Genomic DNA, 20,309 nt, shown 5'->3' with positions numbered 1-20,309 from the left:
CCAGATATACACACAAGTTAGCGTGATTTAAGAAAAGTATCGGGCAGTAACGAAACGATGATGTGGCCATTATCGTCGGCTAAGAGGCAATGCGCAAGTTAGTAAAACTTCCATTCATAATATCTGAACACCCTCTACATCCCACAAAAAAAGGGAGCACTTACGCGTTCCCTTTTAATTAATAGATTAAAGCAATCCCGATCAAGAATCGTCTTCTTTACTAATGTTAGTAAACTTTGTTTCCTCTAGAATAAGGGCTGCTTTCATTACTGCGCACTGAATGAACTCTTTTGTGGCATCATCAAGAACCTCGCATTCCATTAACTTGGCGATAACTCGTAAGTTGATAGTCAACTGCTCCATCATTAAATCCTCACGCACAACGCTTAGAAACAAGTTATAGCTACATCATGCATTAGTAGCTCACAGCTATATACTACATAGTTGCTGTATATATATCCAGTATTAATGTTCAAAAAATAAACTTTCGAAAACAAAAATAAACCATCAAATACAAATGCGTTTTCTATTTAAAACCTAAAATGATATGCTACAAAAAGCTTGACTATCACGCCTAACGGTAATTATTCTATTCGGGCAACGGCAAAATCCGTTGTCGGGATTAGGAACCCCGCAATTACAAAGGCGTGATAACGCCAGCTTTATGCTGGTTTTTTATTGCGTGATTCAGTGCACCCAAATTATGGTGGACTGGATGAGGGCGCTTCGGCGCGCCGTTTCCTTTGTAGCGGTAGTTCCTAACCTTGTTCAGTTCACCACCAGTAGATTAGGAACCTCTTGGTGGTGATTTAAATATCATTACAAAGGAGGCGACTATGCCAGCACAAACTACACTTCCAATCGAACAACATCGCCCTGAAGATCTCGTTTTCGTGTCTAAAACTAACGCTTTAGTTACCGATTCATTTCTGGTAGCTAAGTACTTTAACAAACAACATAAAGACGTGATTCGTAAAATCAGAAACTTGGAGTGCTCGCATGGTTTTACAGGGCGAAATTTTACGCTTTGCCACAAAAACAATGAGTTACAGAACAACAAACTCCAACCGTTCTATCAAATGACGAAAGATGGGTTCATATTCTTGGTGATGGGCTTTACCGGAAAGAAAGCTGCCATAATCAAAGAAGCTTACATCAATGCTTTTAACTTAATGGCTGAGAAGCTAACCAAACAGAGTAAAAACTCCATCGACTTCAATCCAAACCTCTACAAAGACTTCGTTGACTTGAAAGAACATGTAAACTTTAGAGTCTTAATTGACGTAGTCGCTGGACGAGCAAGCGGACTCCAGTTTGTGCCCGATGACGCTTTTGTGTGTAACAAAGAGAAGTTTATGCACTACATGAATAACAGCCAAATCTTCACCAACCAAGACATTATTAAGATCAATGCTATTGCAGCTAAACGTCTTAGCTTGATGTAAAACACAATAAAGCCAGCTAAGAGCTGGCTTTATTTGTACCAACCTAGGTGTAATCTGTCAGTTTTTCCCCTATATGACTAGATCTGACAGGTTGCATTAAATCGGTTCTGTCTATCGACGTGTCAGCAGATCTTGGCTGATACTATTCATTGTAACAACCTTTTGGTTCGCACATTTTTTGAGTTCAGGTTTTTGCTCTTTATAGTTATAACTAACCACCCTTTGTTTGAGCAAATTGAATCAGGACAGTGAAAAAGTTCAAACCTTCAAAGCGTTATCACACAACTATATGCTTTCAAAAAGTCAATTTTATTGGTGATTTCGAAGGTTCTTGAAAGAATACGCTCAGTGTCACATAAGCAGTAATGACTCAGTTTTTCCAAATCTGTATAACACTAATTTTACCTCAAAGAAAACAATGAAATGGCAAAGTTAGGCGTATGTGATATCAACAATCTGAAGCTTAGCGAAAAGAGTAGGCGTGCCGTCGCTGACATAAAAAACATTATGGAGTCAGGTAACTTACTCAATGGAACGTTAGCTTCAACCCCTTTCTATAACATATTTGGAACTCCAAGCGTCACTACTAGCGCTTTCGAGAAGTTTATAACCATCAGGGAATACGATTGGGAAGCGTTCGGAGGAGCAATGCTAGGCGCATCGAAATTTACACGTAATAAGATATTTAATATTGCATATGAGCAGGAGATTTACACGTATGGTGAAGAACGAAAGTTTTGGAACTGCGTCAGTGAAGTATCCAAGTAAAGCTATAACGTTATGTCTTCTTTTGTTTGGCTGTGCCTCTGTTCTGGATAGTGAGACGGCAGAAAAACAATGGCAAGAGAGATTCGATTACTGCGAAGAGATTGCGAATGAAAATCGAATTACTATCCCTAATTCTTTATGGTTTGATTCTCTGAGTGATGATGATAAAAAAACGACAATAGGCTATTTAGCTAATTATACAGATCGAATGTGTATGAAGGACGCGACCGCTAAACTAAAAAAATCGTTAGTAGCAGAGGATAATCAAGAAAAGCTCAATTATTATTCAGTCGATTTAACTCCTCTTGATAAGCTAGCTTCGGATCGTGTTAAACATTTAGACGAAAAAGAGCTTACGCAACTAGCAGAGCGGATGAATCAGCCATTTAATTTGCGCTACGCTTTGCAAGATAAAGGGCTTTACCCTGATATGTAGTCACTCAAGAAAGTCGAATTATGAGTGTTGGTTGTTCTGTCTGTCTTGTTACAAAAAATAATAATGTCGAAGGCGCCCCTTCTAGCTCTTAAAGCACAAATATTGAACACTATATGACTAAATTTTCCAGATTTATTAGCCACTTATGAACTTATAATTTAGGAAGGTGGCTGGCAAATATTTTCCTAAGGGTTGTTGATGGGAATGTAACACAGAAATGCCTCAAACCTTCTTGGCTCCACGAACTGATGGACTAACGAGCACCGCAATAGACCAATTTAATCTAATCCGTACTTTGGGCTCTTATACGGAATCTTTCCGTTGTTCTACCCCGAAACTCTCAGCCGATTGACACAATAGATTGATACCAGTTGAGTTTCATAATGAATACAAGCAATATAGACGGAATGCAAACACGGAAAATTCCGTATATAAAGCGTTAGCCACAAAAACTCATAGTTCAGGAGAAGTGATTAGTAATGGATGCCCCCAACTTACACATCGAGGAATTTTTAAAGTACTACTATTCATTTGAGCAGGAACCCGGTTATGCAGTCCTTTTGAAAGGAAAATGGGGAACGGGCAAGACTTGGTTTATAAACCAAACGCTTAATTCACTCGCACAACAAAATGGTAAATATCTATATGTTAGCCTCTATGGCGTAACGTCATTTGAAGAAATAGAAGATGAGTTCTTTAAGCAGCTTCACCCACTATTATCGTCAAAAAGCATGGCTTTAACAGGAAAGATAGCTAAAGGGTTGCTAAAGGCTACGTTAAAAATTGATTTAGACGGCGATGGAAAAGCTGATGGCAGTGTATCTGCTCAAGCTCCAGAGTTAAATTTACCTGATTATCTAACCAATACATCTGGTTTTATTATTGTTTTTGATGACCTTGAAAGAGCCTCAATTAATCTCGAAAGTCTTCTTGGGTATATAAACCACTATGTTGAGCACCAAGGTTACAAAGTGATTATTATTGCAAATGAGGAAGAGATATTAGCACATCAAGAGCAACGAGATGACTTCAAACTTGCATATAGAAGAATAAAGGAAAAGTTGGTAGGAAAAACCTTTGAGATAAACCCTGATTTAAGTGGAGCTTTAGTTAACTTTATCTCCGAAGTTAAAAGTACTAGTGCGCAAGAACTATACAATAAAAACATCAATTTGATATCTGAGATTTATGAAAGCTCACAATACCAAAACCTAAGGCACTTAAAGCAAGCTCTTTGGGATTTTGAAAGGTTTTTATCATTTGTCAGTCGAGATGCATCTTCGAAAGATGGGTTACTTGATCACTTATTAAGAATATTTCTTATTTTGTCATTTGAGATAAAGAGCGGGAGTATTCTCCCAAACGATATTTCAAACTTTAAGACAGCATATTTTTCAGGCTTACTTGATAGAGACTCAAAAAAGAAAGAAGAAACACCGTACCACAGAGTGAGCAAGAAATATAAAAATGTAAGCCTTAGAGATCTATTAGTCGAAGAGTCAATTTGGATTGATTTCTTTGATAAAGGTTGTTGCTCTGAAGAACGGTTACAAGAATCTCTCGAAAAGTCAGAATACTATCGTACAGAAACAACTCCTGACTGGGTTAGATTGTGGCACTCAATGGATTTGAGTGATGACGAGTTCACCACCGCACTTGCGTCTGTGGAGAACGATTTCTTCGAGATGAAGTACTCTGAGTTAGGTGTTGTTAGACATGTTGCTGGTATTTTTCTTTGGTTATCCAAGATAGGACTAATGAAGAAGACTAGGCGCGAGATTCTTGAGTTTTCCTGTTCCTATATTGATCATCTTAAAGAGGCAGGCAATCTTAATTCTCAAGTTTCCAATAGACCAAGGTTTAGAGAAAATGAATCATGGGGAGGTCTAGGTTTTCACGAAAAAGAATCAGATGAATTCAAGGAGCTAAATAAATATATTGATCGGCTAAGTGAACAGGCAATAATTGAAGGCTACCCGACTGCTGGAGATGAATTGATTAACTTAATAAGTGAAGACCCCAAGTTATTCTATCGAAAAGTGGTACTTTGCAATGATTCAGATAACATTTACTACGAAGTACCAATTTTTCAATACATTGACGCCGAAAAATTCGTTGAAGCATTTGTAAGTGCCATACCAGACTCAAGAAATACGATTTGTTATGCATTTTCTGAAAGGTATAAGTTCGATAATTTTAATGCTTCATTACTTCCTGAATTGGAGTGGCTCAGAAATGTCATTAGGCTGCTAGAAGAAAAAAGGCAGTTATTTGAGGGGAAGATTAGCGGTTACCAATTGCAATCTTATATTAACACCTACTTCAGGCCTGCAGCAGAGGCGTTGGAGCAATTCGAGGCTAAAAAGCAAAGTCAGTCAGACAGCTAACGCTGGCGCTGTTTTGGGTATTATACGATCGAAAGGCTATTCAATCTGTCGAGAAATAGATATATGAGGTAGCAATGTTCCTATATGAGAACAAGTATGAAGAATTTCTGTTTCATAAAATAGATGAGTCAGATCTATTGTCTGGCTTTCTTATCGGACATCTCGTTATAGAGCACTTACTTGAAGAAATCATCACGAGTTATGACCCAAAGTTGAAAAGCCATTTTATGTCTTTAAGCCATAGCCGGAAAATTGCTCTCATTAATTCACTCGAACTAATTCCTGATGGCGTAGCAGTTGCACTTCAAAGCATTAATAAAATGCGTAATAAGTTTGCCCATGAACTAGGGTACGAGCCAAACAAAGGAGAGCTGAAAAATCTGGTACTAAAGTGTAAAGATAATTTCAACGATCTATCTGATGGCTTAGAGCAACTAATGGGTGCACTAGAAGACTGTGCGAACTTTCAGGAAACTTATGAAAAATATGGCTGTGGGCTAACAGATCTGTTCATTCAAGTTGTCTATGACTTAGAAAGCTATGCTCAAAAGTCGTTTAGTTAAACTGACGCTGCTGGTGACCGAATAACAAATTAGGATTAAACGCTGCGAAGCCAGCGCTTAATCCGATTGTTGAACAAGCCCAGTGCCTTTGTGTTGATCTAGGCAAACGAGATTGAACATCTTACTAAGGGATTTTTTCATACCTAAAGTAATTCATGGATTGCTACATTAGCAAAGTCACTGGCAAACTTTTGTCTAATTGTGAGTGACAATACCAGTAGTTCAATCTAGTCAACTAGCCAGAGGGCGTATAAGACCTGTACGAGTTACTGCACTTATTGTATCTAGAAACTTCTTAACACTTTTGAGCCTCATACTCTGCGAATTTCCGCTATCGTTACGCTGCGGTGGCGCACGACGCGCCACCAGTTAAAACCAAAATCATTGCTGTTAAGGTGCTTTTACTAGCAGTCATTTTAGATCTCTCCATACTTCTTTTCTAAGCACTCCAATAATGCTACCAACTCTGTTGCTCTTGCAGCAACTTCATATATTTTTGATTATAGTGCGCACCATTTTGTGATTTACTCGCCATTTTGAAATGTTGCTTCACTGAACGACTTAAAACTTCGTTGGTAATCGGGTTTTGTCTGCCCCATTCAGAACGGTTGAACTCACGGATTTTGTTAAGCACATTTTTACGTCCATCACTATCCTTAGTGCGTACCGCCAGCCAATAAGCATTCATTAAGCTTTGACGACGACGAGTAACTTGACGTTCGTAACCTTTCAATGCGCTGTTTGTGTCGTACTGTTGAACAAGTCGAGCCGGAGTAAAACCAAGCGCTTGTTGAGCATGTTCAAACAACGTCACATCATCAATGATAATTTCACCATTTCGGTTTGTGACAGTGCCACTTTCTGAAGCGTATCGCGCAGTTCTAAAAACGTCCTTCATCCATTTTGGAGTCATGTATTCCATGCCGCGCAAGTATTGGCCTTCTGTCATGTAGTCCAGACCACGCGCCAAAGATACGGCAATACCAAATGAAGCACCTGCCGCCTGTTGAAGAATGTTTTCTGCAACACCAACATTATCTTGTGCGTCTGATTCTTGAACCCAAAGGCGAAGCAAGTCAATGTTGATGCGGCTTGAAACGCTAGGCATTGAACCGTAATACAAGCCTTTCGCAATATCTTCTCCGAACGTCTTAGCAAGTAGCGCTTTTAGCTCTGTCTCTGCGTCCCAAGGCTCATTGTCATCACCTGCCACTGCATAGGCCATATTCGCAAGTGCCGCGATTGTTGCGACTGGTAGAGCGTTTAGACCGCCAATGGCAAACGTAACGGCAAATGTGCCAAGCAACTGCTTACGCGCTTCCTTTCTCACCTCTGGCGTTTCGTCTTTAATTGAATCAAAGAAACGGCTAAACAAGTAGTAAGTCATGTTTTGGCTGTACTGTTTGAACTGCAATGCTACTGCCGCAACGTCACCTTGCATGAATCGAGCGCGGTTACGGCTCGAATAGTCAAAGTGGCTATCCCAAGTCGCTTTAGTGGCGTAATCAAGTGACTCTTGTTTGCTTAGTCCGTTCTTCTTCGCCATACGGTAAGCAGTGATAAAACAAACCTCACGGTTCATTACTTCGGCCCAATGGAAAGGCGCACCGATTAGTTGCTGTGCTCTCGCCCATTTGCCCGTATAGTTTGACGACTCTTGCTCTGCCATACCTGTTAAGTCGGCCATTTGAGTTACGTCTATAGCACCAATTTTGATCGCGTGGCGTAATGCCTCTTTCTCTTCTTGGTTAAGTACGTCGCCCAAAATGCCGTTGGTCATATCCATATCGCCACGCAAGCCAGCTTTTGATTTTTTAGCAACGAACGTCTTAGCAAATAGGCCAGATAGACTTGCCATTTCTGCCGCGGTTTCCTTAAAGCCAAAACGTGAACCAATGTAAGGCAAAGCAATCTGCCAATTTTGGGATAAGTTGACCATTGCCGAAGCTGGTGAAATACCGATTTGCCAGAAGAAGCCAAAACCAGTTAGCGCTTGCGCCCATTGTGCGCGTTGTGGGTTCATCATCCATTCGTGGCGTTTAACCATTTCGTTATACAAGCGTGACGCTGACACGTTATTGCTCTTGTCCGTAGCAATCTTCAACTCTTCCATTAGATCGGTGAAGCGCTTCTCTGTTTCTAGTCGCGCTTGTTGGTTCGCTTGGCGAACACCCTGATCTGCTAACACACGAGCCGCATCCTCTGAATAGCCAGCTACACCTTTACGGTGAATGAATGATTTACGAATTGAGCGATCAGGCATGGTTTGCAAATACATTTGGTAGATTTCATCAGTTAACTGATCTTTTACCTTGTCATTAGTTTTCGCACCTGAGATCGCCTTAATAATATCGCTCACGAATGACGCGCTAGCACCGTTTAGGCCGCGACTCTCTTGGATTTTTAGGCCAAAGCGCACTTGTCCAACTTCTAAGTTCGCGTTCTTATCATCCTGAACTTTGTAGCCAGCCGCCTGAAGCTTTTTAAGATCCTTCATCATGGCGCTTTCAGTCTCATACATTTGGAATACACGCTCACCGCTTGAGTCAACGGCATCGATCCAATAGTTACCAAAACGCGCCAACGGTACATAGAAACCAAGGCGTGATTTTTCCATCATGTAACGATGGTAAGTGTTCTCACCTGCTCGTTTGTTACCAGCCATCGCAAGATCAGTAATGCGCTCTTCTAGCGCCTTATCCATTTCCTCGCGTTGGCTAATGTAGTGATCGCGCACATCGGTAAAGACTTTTTGAGCATCTGGCGAAAGCTGTAGGAACTTCTCACGTAATGCCTTGTGTTTAAGTCTTAGTTTCGGCTCGTTCTTAATCTCACGCTCTAGCGCTTGGCGTTCTTGCCAGATTTCGGAACCGCGCTTAGTTTGCGAACCGCCGTACTCTTGGTAAAGCTTTGTTAGTGTTTTGAGTAGCGCTTTCTTCTCATCAGTTTGGTCTACGTACTCTTTTGACGGGTCAACATCGGCCAACGTCGCATCGTGCAACAAACTAAAGGTGGCTTCGGCGTCTTTTGGCTTATCCTTACGGAACTTATTCAAAGCATCAGCTTGTTTGTGAACTTTCTCAATCAAGTCTGTTTTGCGTGTAGTAAACAGATCTTTGTTGTTTACATACGACTCAAGAATATTGCCAACCTCACGGCTTACTCGTTTTCTACCTACTTCAGCCATTTGACGTAGGTTTAACAACGCCCAGCCGCCATTTTTAAGCGCATCAAACTGCTTGCTAATAAATGGAACGTTGATCTTGCCAAGCATTTGCTTGTAGAAACTCTCATTCTTCGCTGCCAACGCATCAGCAATGCTCACAATTGGATCGCCTTGCTGCGCCAAATCCTCATCCATGCTTGAGATTGTTTGGCTAAAGCGCACAACGTTAGAAAGCGTGGTCATTCCGTTAGGTTTTCGAAGGTCGCTATCCACGTTGTTGATCATGTTGCGCACTTCGGAAAGCGTGATTTTCTCTGCACTCAAAATGCCAGAACGACGCAATGCACCAAGCACCCAAGACAACACTTTGTCTAAGATTCTTTGAGAAACGCTAGACTCTGTTTCTGCAATCTTAGCGATCACCTCTTCCGCTTTTACGTCTTCCGGTGCGGTTCGATATGATTTATCAACCTCGGCAAAGATGCCTTTCAAAGAGTTAACGTTTCGTAGACTGTTGACCTTCTTGGTTAACTGCGCTTGTTGAGCAACGTCTAGGTTTGCGTATAGGCCATTGTGAGCAATAAACTCATGGCGCAAAGTGCGGCGAACGTCAGCAACGTTTTCCAAGTTTTCTGCCACCAGCACAACACGGTTATCACCAGACAACCATGCGCCTTTAACAAAAGCGTTGGGTTCAGTATCAACCAGTTCATGCAGATCGGTCATAGTTGGCACAACCATTACATTCGCACCTTTCAAGCCGTCGTATTGGTTAATCCAATCTTGAGCAGCTTGAGTAACCTTTTCAGGCGATAGGCTGGTGGAAGGCTTTTTGTTGACTTCGCTGGCCTTGCTGAAACGAATGTCGTCGTACTGATCGTTCGCTGGTTTTTCAATAACAATAATCTTTGTTGCTACGTTCGTAGGGTTCAAGCTGTTCTTGAATGTGCCAGCGTCTAGGTTGATCTCTTCTGCGCCGACTTCATCTAGGTAACGACGGAAGTTTTTATTTGTTGTGTTACCACGATTACCAGCCATTGAGCTGGTGATAGCAACCAACTTACCGCCATCTTTTAGCATCGTTAGCGCATGGTTGATGTGGTGAATATCTGCATCGTTACTAAATGGAGGGTTCATAACAATGCGGTCATAGATTTCACCAGCGTCATATTCCAAGAAATCACCAGCAACAACGTTGTGCCCCTTCTCTTCAAGTAATTCGCTTAGAGTTAAAGCAAGTTCACCAACATCAAGATCTACGCCATTTAGAGCTGCAATTTGATCGGCAATGTGGCCCATACCAGCACTTGGCTCTAGCACTTTCATACCTGGTTTAATATCGGCTAAATCAATGAGCTTTTTCACTTCGGCTTCAGGAGTTGGGAAGAAGTCATTAAACGCATTACGGTTACCGCGTACAGTTTCCTCAATCTTCTCTGTGAGTTTTTGTAAGCGTGTTTTTTCTTTCTGCGTTGACATTTTTCCGTTGTTCGCTTGCTCATATTCACGCAAAGCTTGGCGCAACGTGATATCGCCTTTAATGCCCATGCGAATTAAGCGATCTTGAGACTTGAACAGCTCATTGATGTGCTCGACACGGTAAACAGTATTTGATTTGCTACGCGCTAGCTGGCGCAATTTAGGAATAACTTTATCCCAACGCGCACCATTCAAATTAACGCTCTCGTGCTCCTTCAGGCCTTTAATGTTTGCTCGAATAGATTTAGCCGTCATCTTGTAACCGTCTAGGTTTTCGATTTCTCGTGCAATGTATTCAAGTGACGCTGGCGTACTCTTCGGAGCTGGAAAACGAACGTAACGAGCAACCTGATTAAATTTAGTTTCTGGTTTTAAATGCCAGTTGCCTTGCTGATCTCGATACGCTAGTTTTTCTCGAACGTCTTCAGGCATATCCCATTTAACACGGTTCATAACGCTTGTTAGCTCTTCAAGCTGGCTGATATCAGTCAAGTTACCTAGCAGTAGGAACTCGCCAGATTCAACGCCATCGGCAATCTTACGTAAAATATTCGCTTGCGCTTCTTGCTTATCTGCTCGTGCCGCTGCACTTGCTGCCATGGCTGCGCGACGAGAAGTATTAGTCAAACGCTGTGCGTTGTTTGACTCATCAGCTTTCGCCTGTAGTGAATCCGCTTTTTCGCGTAGAGCTTCAACTTGCTTCTCTTTTTTCGACTTCGTTTTTTCTTGATCGCGGTGTTTAACTCGTTCGCTTTGATCAACGTTCAAGCCACCCATTATAGATAGGAAATCATCACGCGCTTGCTCAGATTTAAAGTCAAAACGAGCTGGCAAATTTTTAGGCTTGTAAGCTCGTGCGTACCAACCGCCTAGCTGTTTCGCCTTGGCTCTCATATCGTTGAAGGTATCGCTATCAACTTCGCTAAACGCAGCACCATAGCGTTGTTCGCCTTTAGCCTCGTTGAAAACATCGACCTTGCTCAACTCAATAGTCCCATCAGTTTCAACGGCCTTAACTTCAGCTTTTCGCTCTAGTTCGCGCTTTTCTTGCTCTGCTAGTTTGCTTAACTGGTTTTCAGTGTATAGACGGTCAAACTCGGCTAATTGCTGATCATTGAAAGCATCAATAGTTCCGCCGTTAGCTCGTGCGTAGGCTTGGAAATCATCAAGTGTTTGTGGGTTATCAAGAGCCTTTTTCTTACGCTCTTCTTCCAGCTCACGTTCGATTGCTTGTTGTTTTCGTTTCTCAACAATCTTGTTGTAATCAGCGTCACTCATTTCAGAAAGAATGTTGCGCATAGCTGAAGGTGATTTAACTACAAACATTCCCCCATCAGACTGGATAGCAGCAAACTGGTTGCCGATATCTTTAACCGCTCGTTTAACTAGATCGTCTTTACGCAAGCTTGTATCAATCCATTGGCCCATTTGAGCAAAGAGATTGCCGATAGCTGGCTTCGTGAATTGGCGAAGTTCTTCCTCTAAAGCGGGAACATCATCAATGTAGTTATCGATCAGCTCAATGGCCTCTTCCTTGGTGTACTCGCCATTTTGAAGTGCATTGATAGCTTTTAGATAGTCACGCGCACCACTTGGGCGAGAACGACTTTTTTTATCTTTAGGCGCATCAGTTTCGTTGTTGGTGGCTTTGCTAACTTTTGATTTCGTAGGTTCTGGCTTGTCGTCACTCAGATAGCTCTTTGTCAAGTCAATTGCTTTTGGGCGCTCTGACTTCACTCGTTCAGATAAGTGACGCTCAGCATACTCACGTAGATACTTATCAAACTCTTTATGTTGTGAAGAAGTTAGATCAGCACCCTTTTTAATTCCGTTTTCGTCTCGGAACTCCGCAATACGATGAGTGATCCAAGACATATAGCCAGCATTGCTATTGATAGCTTCAAGCTCTTCCGCTTCCAAAGTATCTAAGTACGCTTGATAACGTGGGTTATCTGCCTTACCTGTCTTTGCTTTAGCAAAGCGTTCTTTTGCAACTAACTGATTCACCACTTTATTTTTCAACGTGTTTTCAACTTGTGGCGCATCATAAAGTCGTTGATTCTCGATACCCGTTGCTAACGGAGTAACGTCACGCTCACCGTTTGGTTTATGTCCACCAGCAAACGAGTTGGTTTGAGCTTGTTGTCTCATACCTTGAAGAACACGCGCCTGATTGCGTTGAAACTCTGGCGTTTCCTCAACGTTTGGTTGATAGCCATTAGTTCTAATGCCGCGATTCTCTAGTTGCTGTTGAGCATTGCGCTCTTGAGCTTGCTGATCACGCAGAAAACTCTCTTCATCAGTTGGGCGTAACTGATCGACTTGTTTTAGTTCTTCAGAGTTAATAACACGCTGTAAAGCACTGATCGCTTGCTCTTGGCTCATGCTGCCATCACGACGTGCTTTTGCAATCTGAAGCACTGCTGCTGGCGAGATTTCCATGGCGCGTTGCAAGCCTTGTTTAAAGTTTTCGTCTTGCGCTGCAACTTCATCGACAAAACCAAGCTCACCACGTTGAATTGATTGGATCAATTCCAACTTATCTCGTTGAGCATCTTGAGAATGGTATAGCTCTGAATCTGCCATTACTTCGCCAGTTTCAGGCTCAAACATTTCTGCTTGAGCAACTTCATTATCAACTGGTGATTTTTGTTTCTGCCCAATAGCACTTAAGAACTCATTGTAAATTGAATTCATTGAACGCTGCGCCGCTTGACGTTCTTCAATGGATAGATCTGTATTAAGAGTTGCCAAGTAACGACTCATATCTTGGCGCAATTGCTTCGCGTAATCATTGCGTCGGTCTTGTTTTTCCCAAGTTTTGATTGCGCTGACAGCTTGCTGGCCGTCACGGATTAGATCGGCATGATTGTCTGAAGAGAACAGGTTAACAGGCGCTTGCTCTTGCTGTTTTGCAGCTTCAGAAATTGGTTGTTGTGGTTGCTCTTGCTGTGGCTGTACTGGTTGTGGCTCAATACTTTGTTGTGCTTCCGCTTGGTCTTCCGTTGCATGACGCTCTGCTGCTGGTGGCACTTTACCCATTGCAGCACCTAACGCTTGATGTGCTAAAGCCGTAGATTCGTTAACATCAAAGCCCATAGAAAGAGCGCGGTTCTCAATCTTAGGTCTGAGAAGAGCCTCAATCTCTTGATCGGTTTTACCAACTGAGCGCAATTGCGAAATCACTTCTGGATTGATCGCTTGTTCAATCTTGGTTTCAAAGTTACGACGGCGGTAACGACCAGCCACACCACTAGGCACACCAAAGCCACCACCGATCAAACCACCGACTAAACCAGATTCAAGCGCAGCCGCGCCAACGCCTTCAGAATTGTCGCCTTCAACGTCCATTTTTTCCTTGGTATGAACGTTAGAGCGGTATTGTTCAACGCCACCTTGTACGGCCTCGGTGCCACCTTCAGCAAGTACACCTTTACCAATAGCACCTTTGATTGTTTTGCCTAAACTACCTTTTAGCAGTTTAACCATTGCCTGATCACCTACCGTTTCACCGATCAGGTTGACCATGCCTAAAGTAAGATCGGTTTTAATTGAATCCCCGACCTCTTGGGCCAATCGAGTACGAGCGTTGTTTAGCGCCTCTTCATCAGAGATATTTTTATTCGCTTCTTCGGCCACATAACGCTTGAACTGTGGAGAATCCATTAATTCGTGATAAGGAATGTTCTCGATTTCTCGTTGAACATTTAAGGCTTGACCACCGTTACCAGCCGCTAAGTTTAGAAGTGCGTTTGTACCAACGTTGGCACCTCGGGGCACCGCTGCGCTGCGACCAGCCATTGACGCTGCTTTACCTACTGCACCTGCTGGCAACATCGTTACAGCCATACCACCAAGCACATTAGACGCAATGCCTAGCCATGTACGCCAATCTTTAGCACCTTCGCCAAAGCTCATATCATCATTGATAATATCTTTCGCCATGGCTTCGCGCATTTCAGGCGATAAAGTTTCGTATTGCTCATTAGCCCAATTCTCTAATGAGCTTGCTGCCTTTTCTGCACCAACGAAATTCGCAGCACCAGCCAAAGTTTGCAAAGCGCCTTGTTGAGCCATATCAACAACGTCACCAAACGTTGATGTGTTTTGATTGTGTTCCCTTTCCTCAACTAGACGCATCGCCTCTCTGAAATCCATCGATATCCCCTCTAAATACTAAAAATAGGAAATAGACGATGAAATTATATCCCGAGAAATCATTGATTGATTACATTTGTATCCCAAGAGAAACAAAATGATTTTCCTTTTGAAATTGAAATGATGTACTGCAAAAAAACTTGACTATCACGCCTAACGGTAATTATTCTATTCGGGCAACGGCAAAATCCGTTGTCGGGATTAGGAACCCCGCAATTACAAAGGTGTGATAGCGTCAGCTTTACGCTGGTTTTTTATTGCGTGATTCAGTGTGTCCAAATTATGGTGGACTGGATAAGGACGCTTCGGCGCGCCGTTTCCTGTTAAGCGGTAGTCTCAACCTTGTTCAGTTCACCACCAGCAGATTGAGACCTCTTGGTGGTGATGAAAAGCTACTTAACAGGAGGTGACTATGCCAGCACAAACTACACTTCCAATCGAACAATATCGTCCAGAAGACCTCGTTTTCGTGTCTAAAACTAACGCTTTAGTTACCGATTCACTTCTTGTTGCTAAGTACTTTGGTAAGCAGCATAAAAACGTCCTACAAGAAATATCCACACTAGATTGCTCCCAGAAATTTACAAAGCTTAATTTTCAGCTTTGCCACAAAAACAATGAGTTACAGAACAGCAAACTCCGACCGTTCTATCAAATGACGAAAGATGGGTTCATATTCTTGGTGATGGGCTTTACCGGAAAGAAAGCTGCCATAATCAAAGAAGCTTACATCAATGCTTTTTAACTTAATGGCTGAGAAGCTAACCAAACAGAGCGAAAAACTCCATCGACTTCAATCCAAACCTCTACAAAGACTTCGTTGACTTGAAAGAACATGTAAACTTTAGAGTGTTGATTGACGTGGTCGCTGGACGAGCAAGCGGACTCCAGTTTGTGCCCGATGACGCTTTTGTGTGTAATAAAGAGAAGCTTATGCACTACATGAATAACAGCCAAATCTTCACCAACCAAGACATTATTAAGATCAATGCTATTGCAGCTAAACGTCTTAGCTTGATGTAAAACACAATAAAGCCAGCTAAGAGCTGGCTTTATTTTATCTTACGATTAGTAAAAAGGAGCCACTTAGGCTCCTTTTCGTTATGCATACAGTCTATCTGATGAAGACTCAAGCTTGTGTCGAGCTCTTACCACTAAGGTGGCGTCAGCCATATAATCAGTGGTTTGTTTTACTCTTTGATATAAAGAGCCAATCAACTGCATGATAATTACGAACGGAAGTAAGTACACTATAAACATTAGCGAGTTAACCGATAAAACAGTATGAAGCACCTTACCAACCTCTATGTAAATTTCTTTAGGTGTCTCATCTTGAGAGCTTTCCAACAGTGCGTGGAACTTCTTGAACGAAGCATCATGCCTTCTCAACCCATCAGAATTCATCGATGCTCTGATAAAGTTCGTAAATGTAAGCAGATGAAGTCTATTTAACGAGCGGTTAATTCCGTCGTCAACCTCTTTAAAGGCTCGTAGTGTTTTCTTATCAGCGACATCTTGCACTTCAATCAATTTATCTCTTAACGTATCTCTCAGGATAAAAAGTTTATCCCTAGCAGACTGCCTGAAACTAGGTAGAATGATCGCTTGATATACATAGTGTGCTATACAAAGAACAAATAATACTACGCCTAAATATTGCATTATGCTTATCTCCAACTGAAGAAAGTCAAAAAATTAATAATTATCACTAGAACCCAAGGGGATCTTAGATTGCTTTTGCTGCATTTTCGACTTTTCACTACCAATCCGTTGATATTCAGAACTATGGTTTCTGCGCATTGTTCGTGCATGACCAGCCCATAGTACACACACTATAGCCGTAGCACCCCAACCAAGAAGTGATAGATCCTTAAAACCATTTACTATCATCATACCAAAGTCATACACCTTATCCTCCGGCATTTTCCAAATCAGAGCCAAACAGATTAGAAATGCCAGAACAGGCAACAGTTGACCTCGGTCCATAGCTTTTAAAATAATGTCTCTAAAGGCTTGCGCCCAAGTGACCGTGCTTTTTAAATTTCTTTTAGGCTTTGCCATATTAATCTATATGTAGTTAATCAACCATCTCGAATCACCTAGAATGGCTACTATTACAAATAACAACCTATCCAACTTCACACATAAAGACAACAAATTTTGTGCAATATGTGAAATTGCGTGCAGATACTACTACAAGATTGATAGAAATCAAATATTACCGCTCACCAAGACCTAACGCCATGTAGCGGGCGGTTGGTGGCGCATTTTTACGCTGCTCTTCTACTCGTTGAGCTTGAGTTTTTAAGTTCTCTCTGGCGTTACTTGTTAGCTTATCAGCGGCGCTATAAAAACCACTGTAGTTAAGCCAATCCATTGCCTGTTGCTGCTCTTCAGGACTCAACTTAGCCGCCTTAATTGCTGCAAGCTTTTCTTGATAAGTTCCATCAGAGTTTAGGATTTCCTCTCGTAATGCCTCTAACTCTCCTTGATTTGACGGTTCACCTTCTGTCTGTTCGGCCTTCTTCTCGCCATTGGTGAACTCTTGAGACTCGCTTATCAGTGTTTCGTTAGATGGCTTTTTCTTGATGATTTCTTCATGTTCAATCATCTTTTGAATCGCCTTATTTATTTGATCAGGCGTCGCGGCTGGGTTTTCCATTAGATAAGACTGAAGCTGTGCTTTGCTGGCCGCTGAAAACTCATAATCAGGATATGACTCAACAAACGCTTGCGTTCGTTTTCTTGCCATACTTTGCGCTTGCTCCTTGGTTAAGTATTGAGGATCATAACCAGTTAGTGGCAAATACATCATCGTATGACGCTCTAGCGCCTTTTCCCTTTCTCGATTCAAGCGATCAATTTCAGCCTGATAATCTTGTTCCTTATCGAACATATTGCGGTCAAGTTTGGCAATCTGTTCGTCATACTTACGATTAATTCCGTTTTGTTCAGATAGCTGTTGCTTCGCCAATTGAGCTATTGAAGAAGATGAACCACTAGAGCCAGATCGACTAGAACGGCCTGAGCGACCACCATATACAACATTGCCATTTTCATCGAAGTTCAGAGAACGACCTGTTTGAAGTCCTCGCCAGTTATTCAACTCTTCACGGTTCAAATACTGACGAGTATCAATCATGGTTTTCATTCGGTTACTAAATTCTGACAACGGCACAACTAAGATATCGTCATCTGGTTTGCTTGTTCGGTTTTGAGTAACCGGAACAGTGACAACTTTGCCATTATCAAGTGTTAAATCTTGCTCAATAACTGCACCACCACCTTGAATGATTCGAACCGCCGAAACTTTTCTATTAACTATTTGATGTTGCTTACCATCCTTATCCGTGTAGATCGTAGGTAAACCTTTTGCCTTGGTGATTTCAGGCATCAATGTTTCCACTGCATTGATCAGCATTGGGTCATTTTCCGCTGGCATTTCGCCTTGTGACATTCTGTTGAATAACATTGCGGCTTCACCCAAAGCCTTACCAGTGTTACTACCAAGAATGTTGTTCACATCGAATTGAGGGTTTTTAGCTACATAATCTGCAAACTCTGGCGTCTCCATTAAGGAAAAATCGCCGCTGGCAATCGCCTTATCAATCGCTGGTAAGAAGATTGTTTGAAAACCTTCTTGGCGTTCCATAAGTGCTTTCTTGTGGTTGTATTCTTCCTGTTGCTGCTTAAATGTAAGCTCTGCTTGCGCCCACTGTTTTTCTTGTTGTTTTCGGCTTTTGGCTTGCCAATCTAAGTCATCTTTACGCTGTAACTTTTGTTGTTCTCGATCTTCAAGCCCTTGCTGCCAACGAATATCTTCTCGTTGTTGCAAGATTTTCTTTCGTTCTCGGTCTTCGTTGTGCTCTTGTCTCCACAACTCACGATCTTGTTGGCGGTTGTGTAGGTCAATTAATCCTGCACCAACTCGAACGCCTTCATTAAAACTACCAATAACGTTTGCCATGCAAAAACCCTCTAAAACAACGACGCAGCAAGGCCACCAAGAACGGCACCAATTGCACCACCAGCCACAGTACCGACTACAGGAACAACACTACCGATTGATGCGCCCAGCGCAGCACCCGTACCTGCACCTGACGCAATCCCTTGCTTGTATTGCTGTTTAAGCTGCTCATTTACTTGCTTTCGTTGTTGTTCTTGATCGGAAAGGTTTCTATAAGTATCAAGCGAATTTCTCGCACTATTCCGACCAATATCAATTAGGCCGTATCCCATATATCCTCCTACGCACCGCCAACCGAGTTAATTAAGTCTCTGCTACCTGACGAAACACCAGTCATTAATCCAACCTGAAGATCACCAATAGCTTGACGTGTATTGTTATTAGTTGACGCCAATGCCAATGCATTATTCATTTCCAAGTTTCGTTTTTGCTGATTAGTTCGAAGATCTCCAAGACCATATTTCTTCGTCGCATTTGCCGCGTTGATATTAGCCTGTTCCAAGTTCTTTGAAGCAGTTTCCGTGTTACGTTCAAGCTGGTTGTTGAGTAACTTGTCGGTCATGGCAAGGCCAATGAGCTGATTCTCATATTGCTGGAAACGTTTTAGATAATCTTCGTACTGCTTTCTCGTGAGATTCGCGTATATGTATTCTGGATTACCAGTAGTGTTAACCATCATATTTGAAAGATTATCGCTTTTATCTCTGGCGCTTGGAGCTGGCACGGATGAACTGCCAGTATTTGGATTGTAATAACCTAATCCACCCTCTTGAGGCATGATTATTTCTCCTAACGTTTAACTTAAACCGTATGAACTAGCGCCACCCATCGGCGCAAAACCATTATCTGTTTTCATACTTTTGTAAGTATCTGGCTTGAAGTAATTACTTAATCCCTGTCCAGCGCTTGCTATCATTTCTTTACCAGCATCAGTGCCAGTCAGCAAAGATACACCAGTACCAGCAACCGCCGCCGGAATAGACACGGCGTTAGCTTCATCAATTGCAGCTTGGTTGGCCTTACGCGCTGACGCAGCCGCAATATCGTTAAGTCCTGCTGTGGCCTGAGTCGCCTGACCACGCCCCATTGAAACTACGTTTTGAAGATTGCCTGTATAACGCTCCGTTACGTTATGCTGGCCTTGTGCGGCTGTTTGTACTTCATTGGCATTTGCGCCCGAAACAATGTCATTTGAAGCGCTCGACGCCTTACCAGAACTCGGATTGAATCCCGAAGCAGATAACTGCTTTTGAGTTTGGTTGACGGCGGCGCTGGTGGCACTATTTGAAGTTGTATTAGCAGCTCCTGCTATCTTTTCGTAATTGGCCTCGTCCCCCATTTTCTCGGTGATACGCATATATTCGTTTTCAATTGGAACGAACACCTCTTGATATCTATTCCACTCTTTAGCTGCCACTTCTGCTGCTGCAATTTGATCGGCAGTTGGTTTTGCTTTTTCTGGCCCTTTACCCATTGTTTACCAGCCTTTTCTCAAACCTGATTAAACCTTGCTCATTGTACCCCACTTTTTTAAATCCGTGAGCGCGCCAAAGCCTGTACACACCTGCTCTTCGAGCCAATGAAACAATCTTTTCTGCTCCCACATCTTTAGCAAGTTGATAGTACGCATTGATGTAATCTGATATGCCATGCCCGCTATCAGACCATCCAAAAACCACATACATTACTCGATCATTTTCTTCGTACGTTACCTCCAAAACTGCGCCACAACGTTCACCAACAAACAAGTGTGCATCACCACTATCCAACTTACTGATCACCTCTTTCGGCAAATCCGGCAAATCATCACGAATAGCTACGTAAACAAGCTTTCTCACAAGAATGTAGATGTAATTGTTGTGATCAACTTTAGCGAACCGCACTTTTTGCCCCTAAACGATCTAGAGCGCCTTAACAAAATGGCGCAATTCCAAAAGCCT

Annotated in this window: 16 protein-coding genes; 7 read left to right on the top strand and 9 right to left on the bottom strand. The window is 42.3% G+C overall.

What is annotated here, in order from left to right:
- Window positions 1–201 precede the first annotated feature (201 nt).
- Entirely contained in the window at window positions 202–363 is a 162-nt protein-coding gene (locus R7M72_RS04630; protein WP_318056071.1) for a hypothetical protein, read from the bottom strand.
- A gap of 473 nt (window positions 364–836) precedes the next feature.
- On the opposite strand from R7M72_RS04630, the gene R7M72_RS04625 reads away from it, so the two are divergent.
- The 5 genes from R7M72_RS04625 (at window position 837) to R7M72_RS04605 (ending at window position 5,599) form a co-directional block, all read left to right on the top strand.
- Window positions 837–1,445 carry a Rha family transcriptional regulator gene (locus R7M72_RS04625; RefSeq protein WP_318056070.1) on the top strand — a complete coding sequence of 203 codons (609 nt, stop codon included), beginning with the start codon at window positions 837–839 and terminating at the stop codon, window positions 1,443–1,445.
- A gap of 423 nt (window positions 1,446–1,868) precedes the next feature.
- Window positions 1,869–2,213, top strand: coding sequence for a hypothetical protein (locus tag R7M72_RS04620; RefSeq protein ID WP_258626079.1), 345 nt, complete (start codon window positions 1,869–1,871; stop codon window positions 2,211–2,213).
- A complete protein-coding gene (locus R7M72_RS04615; RefSeq protein ID WP_318056069.1) occupies window positions 2,164–2,649 on the top strand; it encodes a hypothetical protein in 486 nt (161 codons plus the stop codon). The genes R7M72_RS04620 and R7M72_RS04615 overlap by 50 nt, the downstream gene beginning before the upstream one ends.
- Before the next feature lie 479 nt (window positions 2,650–3,128).
- The gene (locus R7M72_RS04610) at window positions 3,129–5,036 is read left to right on the top strand and encodes a P-loop NTPase fold protein (protein ID WP_318056068.1); all 1,908 of its coding nucleotides are present in this window, start codon (window positions 3,129–3,131) and stop codon (window positions 5,034–5,036) included.
- Between the two features lie 74 nt (window positions 5,037–5,110).
- Window positions 5,111–5,599, top strand: a complete 489-nt coding sequence (locus tag R7M72_RS04605) for a hypothetical protein (RefSeq protein WP_318056067.1) — start codon at window positions 5,111–5,113, stop codon at window positions 5,597–5,599.
- Window positions 5,600–6,056: 457 nt separating this feature from the next.
- Here the strand turns inward: R7M72_RS04605 and R7M72_RS04600 are convergent, their stop codons facing one another.
- Window positions 6,057–14,402 (bottom strand): PLxRFG domain-containing protein, encoded by an 8,346-nt coding sequence (locus R7M72_RS04600; protein ID WP_318056066.1) that lies wholly within the window; start codon window positions 14,400–14,402, stop codon window positions 6,057–6,059.
- A gap of 412 nt (window positions 14,403–14,814) precedes the next feature.
- On the opposite strand from R7M72_RS04600, the gene R7M72_RS04595 reads away from it, so the two are divergent.
- Together R7M72_RS04595 and R7M72_RS04590 are read left to right on the top strand one after the other, a co-directional pair.
- The gene (locus R7M72_RS04595; protein ID WP_258631077.1) at window positions 14,815–15,147 is read left to right on the top strand and encodes a Rha family transcriptional regulator; all 333 of its coding nucleotides are present in this window, start codon (window positions 14,815–14,817) and stop codon (window positions 15,145–15,147) included.
- Window positions 15,148–15,227: 80 nt separating this feature from the next.
- Window positions 15,228–15,425, top strand: coding sequence for a hypothetical protein (locus tag R7M72_RS04590; RefSeq protein ID WP_318056065.1), 198 nt, complete (start codon window positions 15,228–15,230; stop codon window positions 15,423–15,425).
- Window positions 15,426–15,503: 78 nt separating this feature from the next.
- Here R7M72_RS04590 and R7M72_RS04585 read toward each other — a convergent pair whose 3' ends face one another.
- From R7M72_RS04585 to R7M72_RS04555, 7 genes are all read right to left on the bottom strand, one after another.
- Complete coding sequence (locus tag R7M72_RS04585; protein WP_258631073.1) at window positions 15,504–16,064, bottom strand: hypothetical protein; 561 nt, start codon at window positions 16,062–16,064, stop codon at window positions 15,504–15,506.
- Window positions 16,065–16,097: 33 nt separating this feature from the next.
- Window positions 16,098–16,463, bottom strand: a complete 366-nt coding sequence (locus tag R7M72_RS04580; RefSeq protein ID WP_258631069.1) for a hypothetical protein — start codon at window positions 16,461–16,463, stop codon at window positions 16,098–16,100.
- A 157-nt stretch (window positions 16,464–16,620) separates the two neighbouring features.
- On the bottom strand, window positions 16,621–18,369 hold the full coding sequence (locus tag R7M72_RS04575; RefSeq protein ID WP_318056064.1) for a hypothetical protein: 1,749 nt from the start codon (window positions 18,367–18,369) through the stop codon (window positions 16,621–16,623).
- A gap of 11 nt (window positions 18,370–18,380) precedes the next feature.
- On the bottom strand, window positions 18,381–18,641 hold the full coding sequence (locus R7M72_RS04570; protein WP_170891549.1) for a bacteriocin: 261 nt from the start codon (window positions 18,639–18,641) through the stop codon (window positions 18,381–18,383).
- A gap of 8 nt (window positions 18,642–18,649) precedes the next feature.
- Window positions 18,650–19,147: a hypothetical protein gene (locus R7M72_RS04565; protein ID WP_170891550.1), complete on the bottom strand. Its 498-nt coding sequence runs from the start codon at window positions 19,145–19,147 to the stop codon at window positions 18,650–18,652.
- A gap of 18 nt (window positions 19,148–19,165) precedes the next feature.
- A complete protein-coding gene (locus tag R7M72_RS04560) occupies window positions 19,166–19,843 on the bottom strand; it encodes a hypothetical protein (protein WP_170891551.1) in 678 nt (225 codons plus the stop codon).
- Window positions 19,836–20,252: a hypothetical protein gene (locus R7M72_RS04555; protein WP_170891552.1), complete on the bottom strand. Its 417-nt coding sequence runs from the start codon at window positions 20,250–20,252 to the stop codon at window positions 19,836–19,838. Before R7M72_RS04555 ends, R7M72_RS04560 begins: the two co-directional genes overlap by 8 nt.
- Window positions 20,253–20,309: the final 57 nt, after the last annotated feature.

It is taken from the genome of Vibrio sp. YT-18 (assembly GCF_033337345.1).
Lineage (GTDB): Bacteria > Pseudomonadota > Gammaproteobacteria > Enterobacterales > Vibrionaceae > Vibrio > Vibrio alginolyticus.
Note: the sequence above shows the minus strand (reverse complement) of the source record. Positions and strands in the feature narration are given on the sequence as shown.

What these genes read in the sequence shown, in the direction of transcription:
- R7M72_RS04630 (WP_318056071.1), bottom strand. Translation starts at nt 363, where the DNA reads ATGGAGCAGTTGACTATCAACTTACGAGTTATCGCCAAGTTAATGGAA.
- R7M72_RS04625 (WP_318056070.1), top strand. Translation starts at nt 837, where the DNA reads ATGCCAGCACAAACTACACTTCCAATCGAACAACATCGCCCTGAAGAT.
- R7M72_RS04620 (WP_258626079.1), top strand. Translation starts at nt 1,869, where the DNA reads ATGGCAAAGTTAGGCGTATGTGATATCAACAATCTGAAGCTTAGCGAA.
- R7M72_RS04615 (WP_318056069.1), top strand. Translation starts at nt 2,164, where the DNA reads ATGGTGAAGAACGAAAGTTTTGGAACTGCGTCAGTGAAGTATCCAAGT.
- R7M72_RS04610 (WP_318056068.1), top strand. Translation starts at nt 3,129, where the DNA reads ATGGATGCCCCCAACTTACACATCGAGGAATTTTTAAAGTACTACTAT.
- R7M72_RS04605 (WP_318056067.1), top strand. Translation starts at nt 5,111, where the DNA reads ATGTTCCTATATGAGAACAAGTATGAAGAATTTCTGTTTCATAAAATA.
- R7M72_RS04600 (WP_318056066.1), bottom strand. Translation starts at nt 14,402, where the DNA reads ATGGATTTCAGAGAGGCGATGCGTCTAGTTGAGGAAAGGGAACACAAT.
- R7M72_RS04595 (WP_258631077.1), top strand. Translation starts at nt 14,815, where the DNA reads ATGCCAGCACAAACTACACTTCCAATCGAACAATATCGTCCAGAAGAC.
- R7M72_RS04585 (WP_258631073.1), bottom strand. Translation starts at nt 16,064, where the DNA reads ATGCAATATTTAGGCGTAGTATTATTTGTTCTTTGTATAGCACACTAT.
- R7M72_RS04580 (WP_258631069.1), bottom strand. Translation starts at nt 16,463, where the DNA reads ATGGCAAAGCCTAAAAGAAATTTAAAAAGCACGGTCACTTGGGCGCAA.
- R7M72_RS04575 (WP_318056064.1), bottom strand. Translation starts at nt 18,369, where the DNA reads ATGGCAAACGTTATTGGTAGTTTTAATGAAGGCGTTCGAGTTGGTGCA.
- R7M72_RS04570 (WP_170891549.1), bottom strand. Translation starts at nt 18,641, where the DNA reads ATGGGATACGGCCTAATTGATATTGGTCGGAATAGTGCGAGAAATTCG.
- R7M72_RS04565 (WP_170891550.1), bottom strand. Translation starts at nt 19,147, where the DNA reads ATGCCTCAAGAGGGTGGATTAGGTTATTACAATCCAAATACTGGCAGT.
- R7M72_RS04560 (WP_170891551.1), bottom strand. Translation starts at nt 19,843, where the DNA reads ATGGGTAAAGGGCCAGAAAAAGCAAAACCAACTGCCGATCAAATTGCA.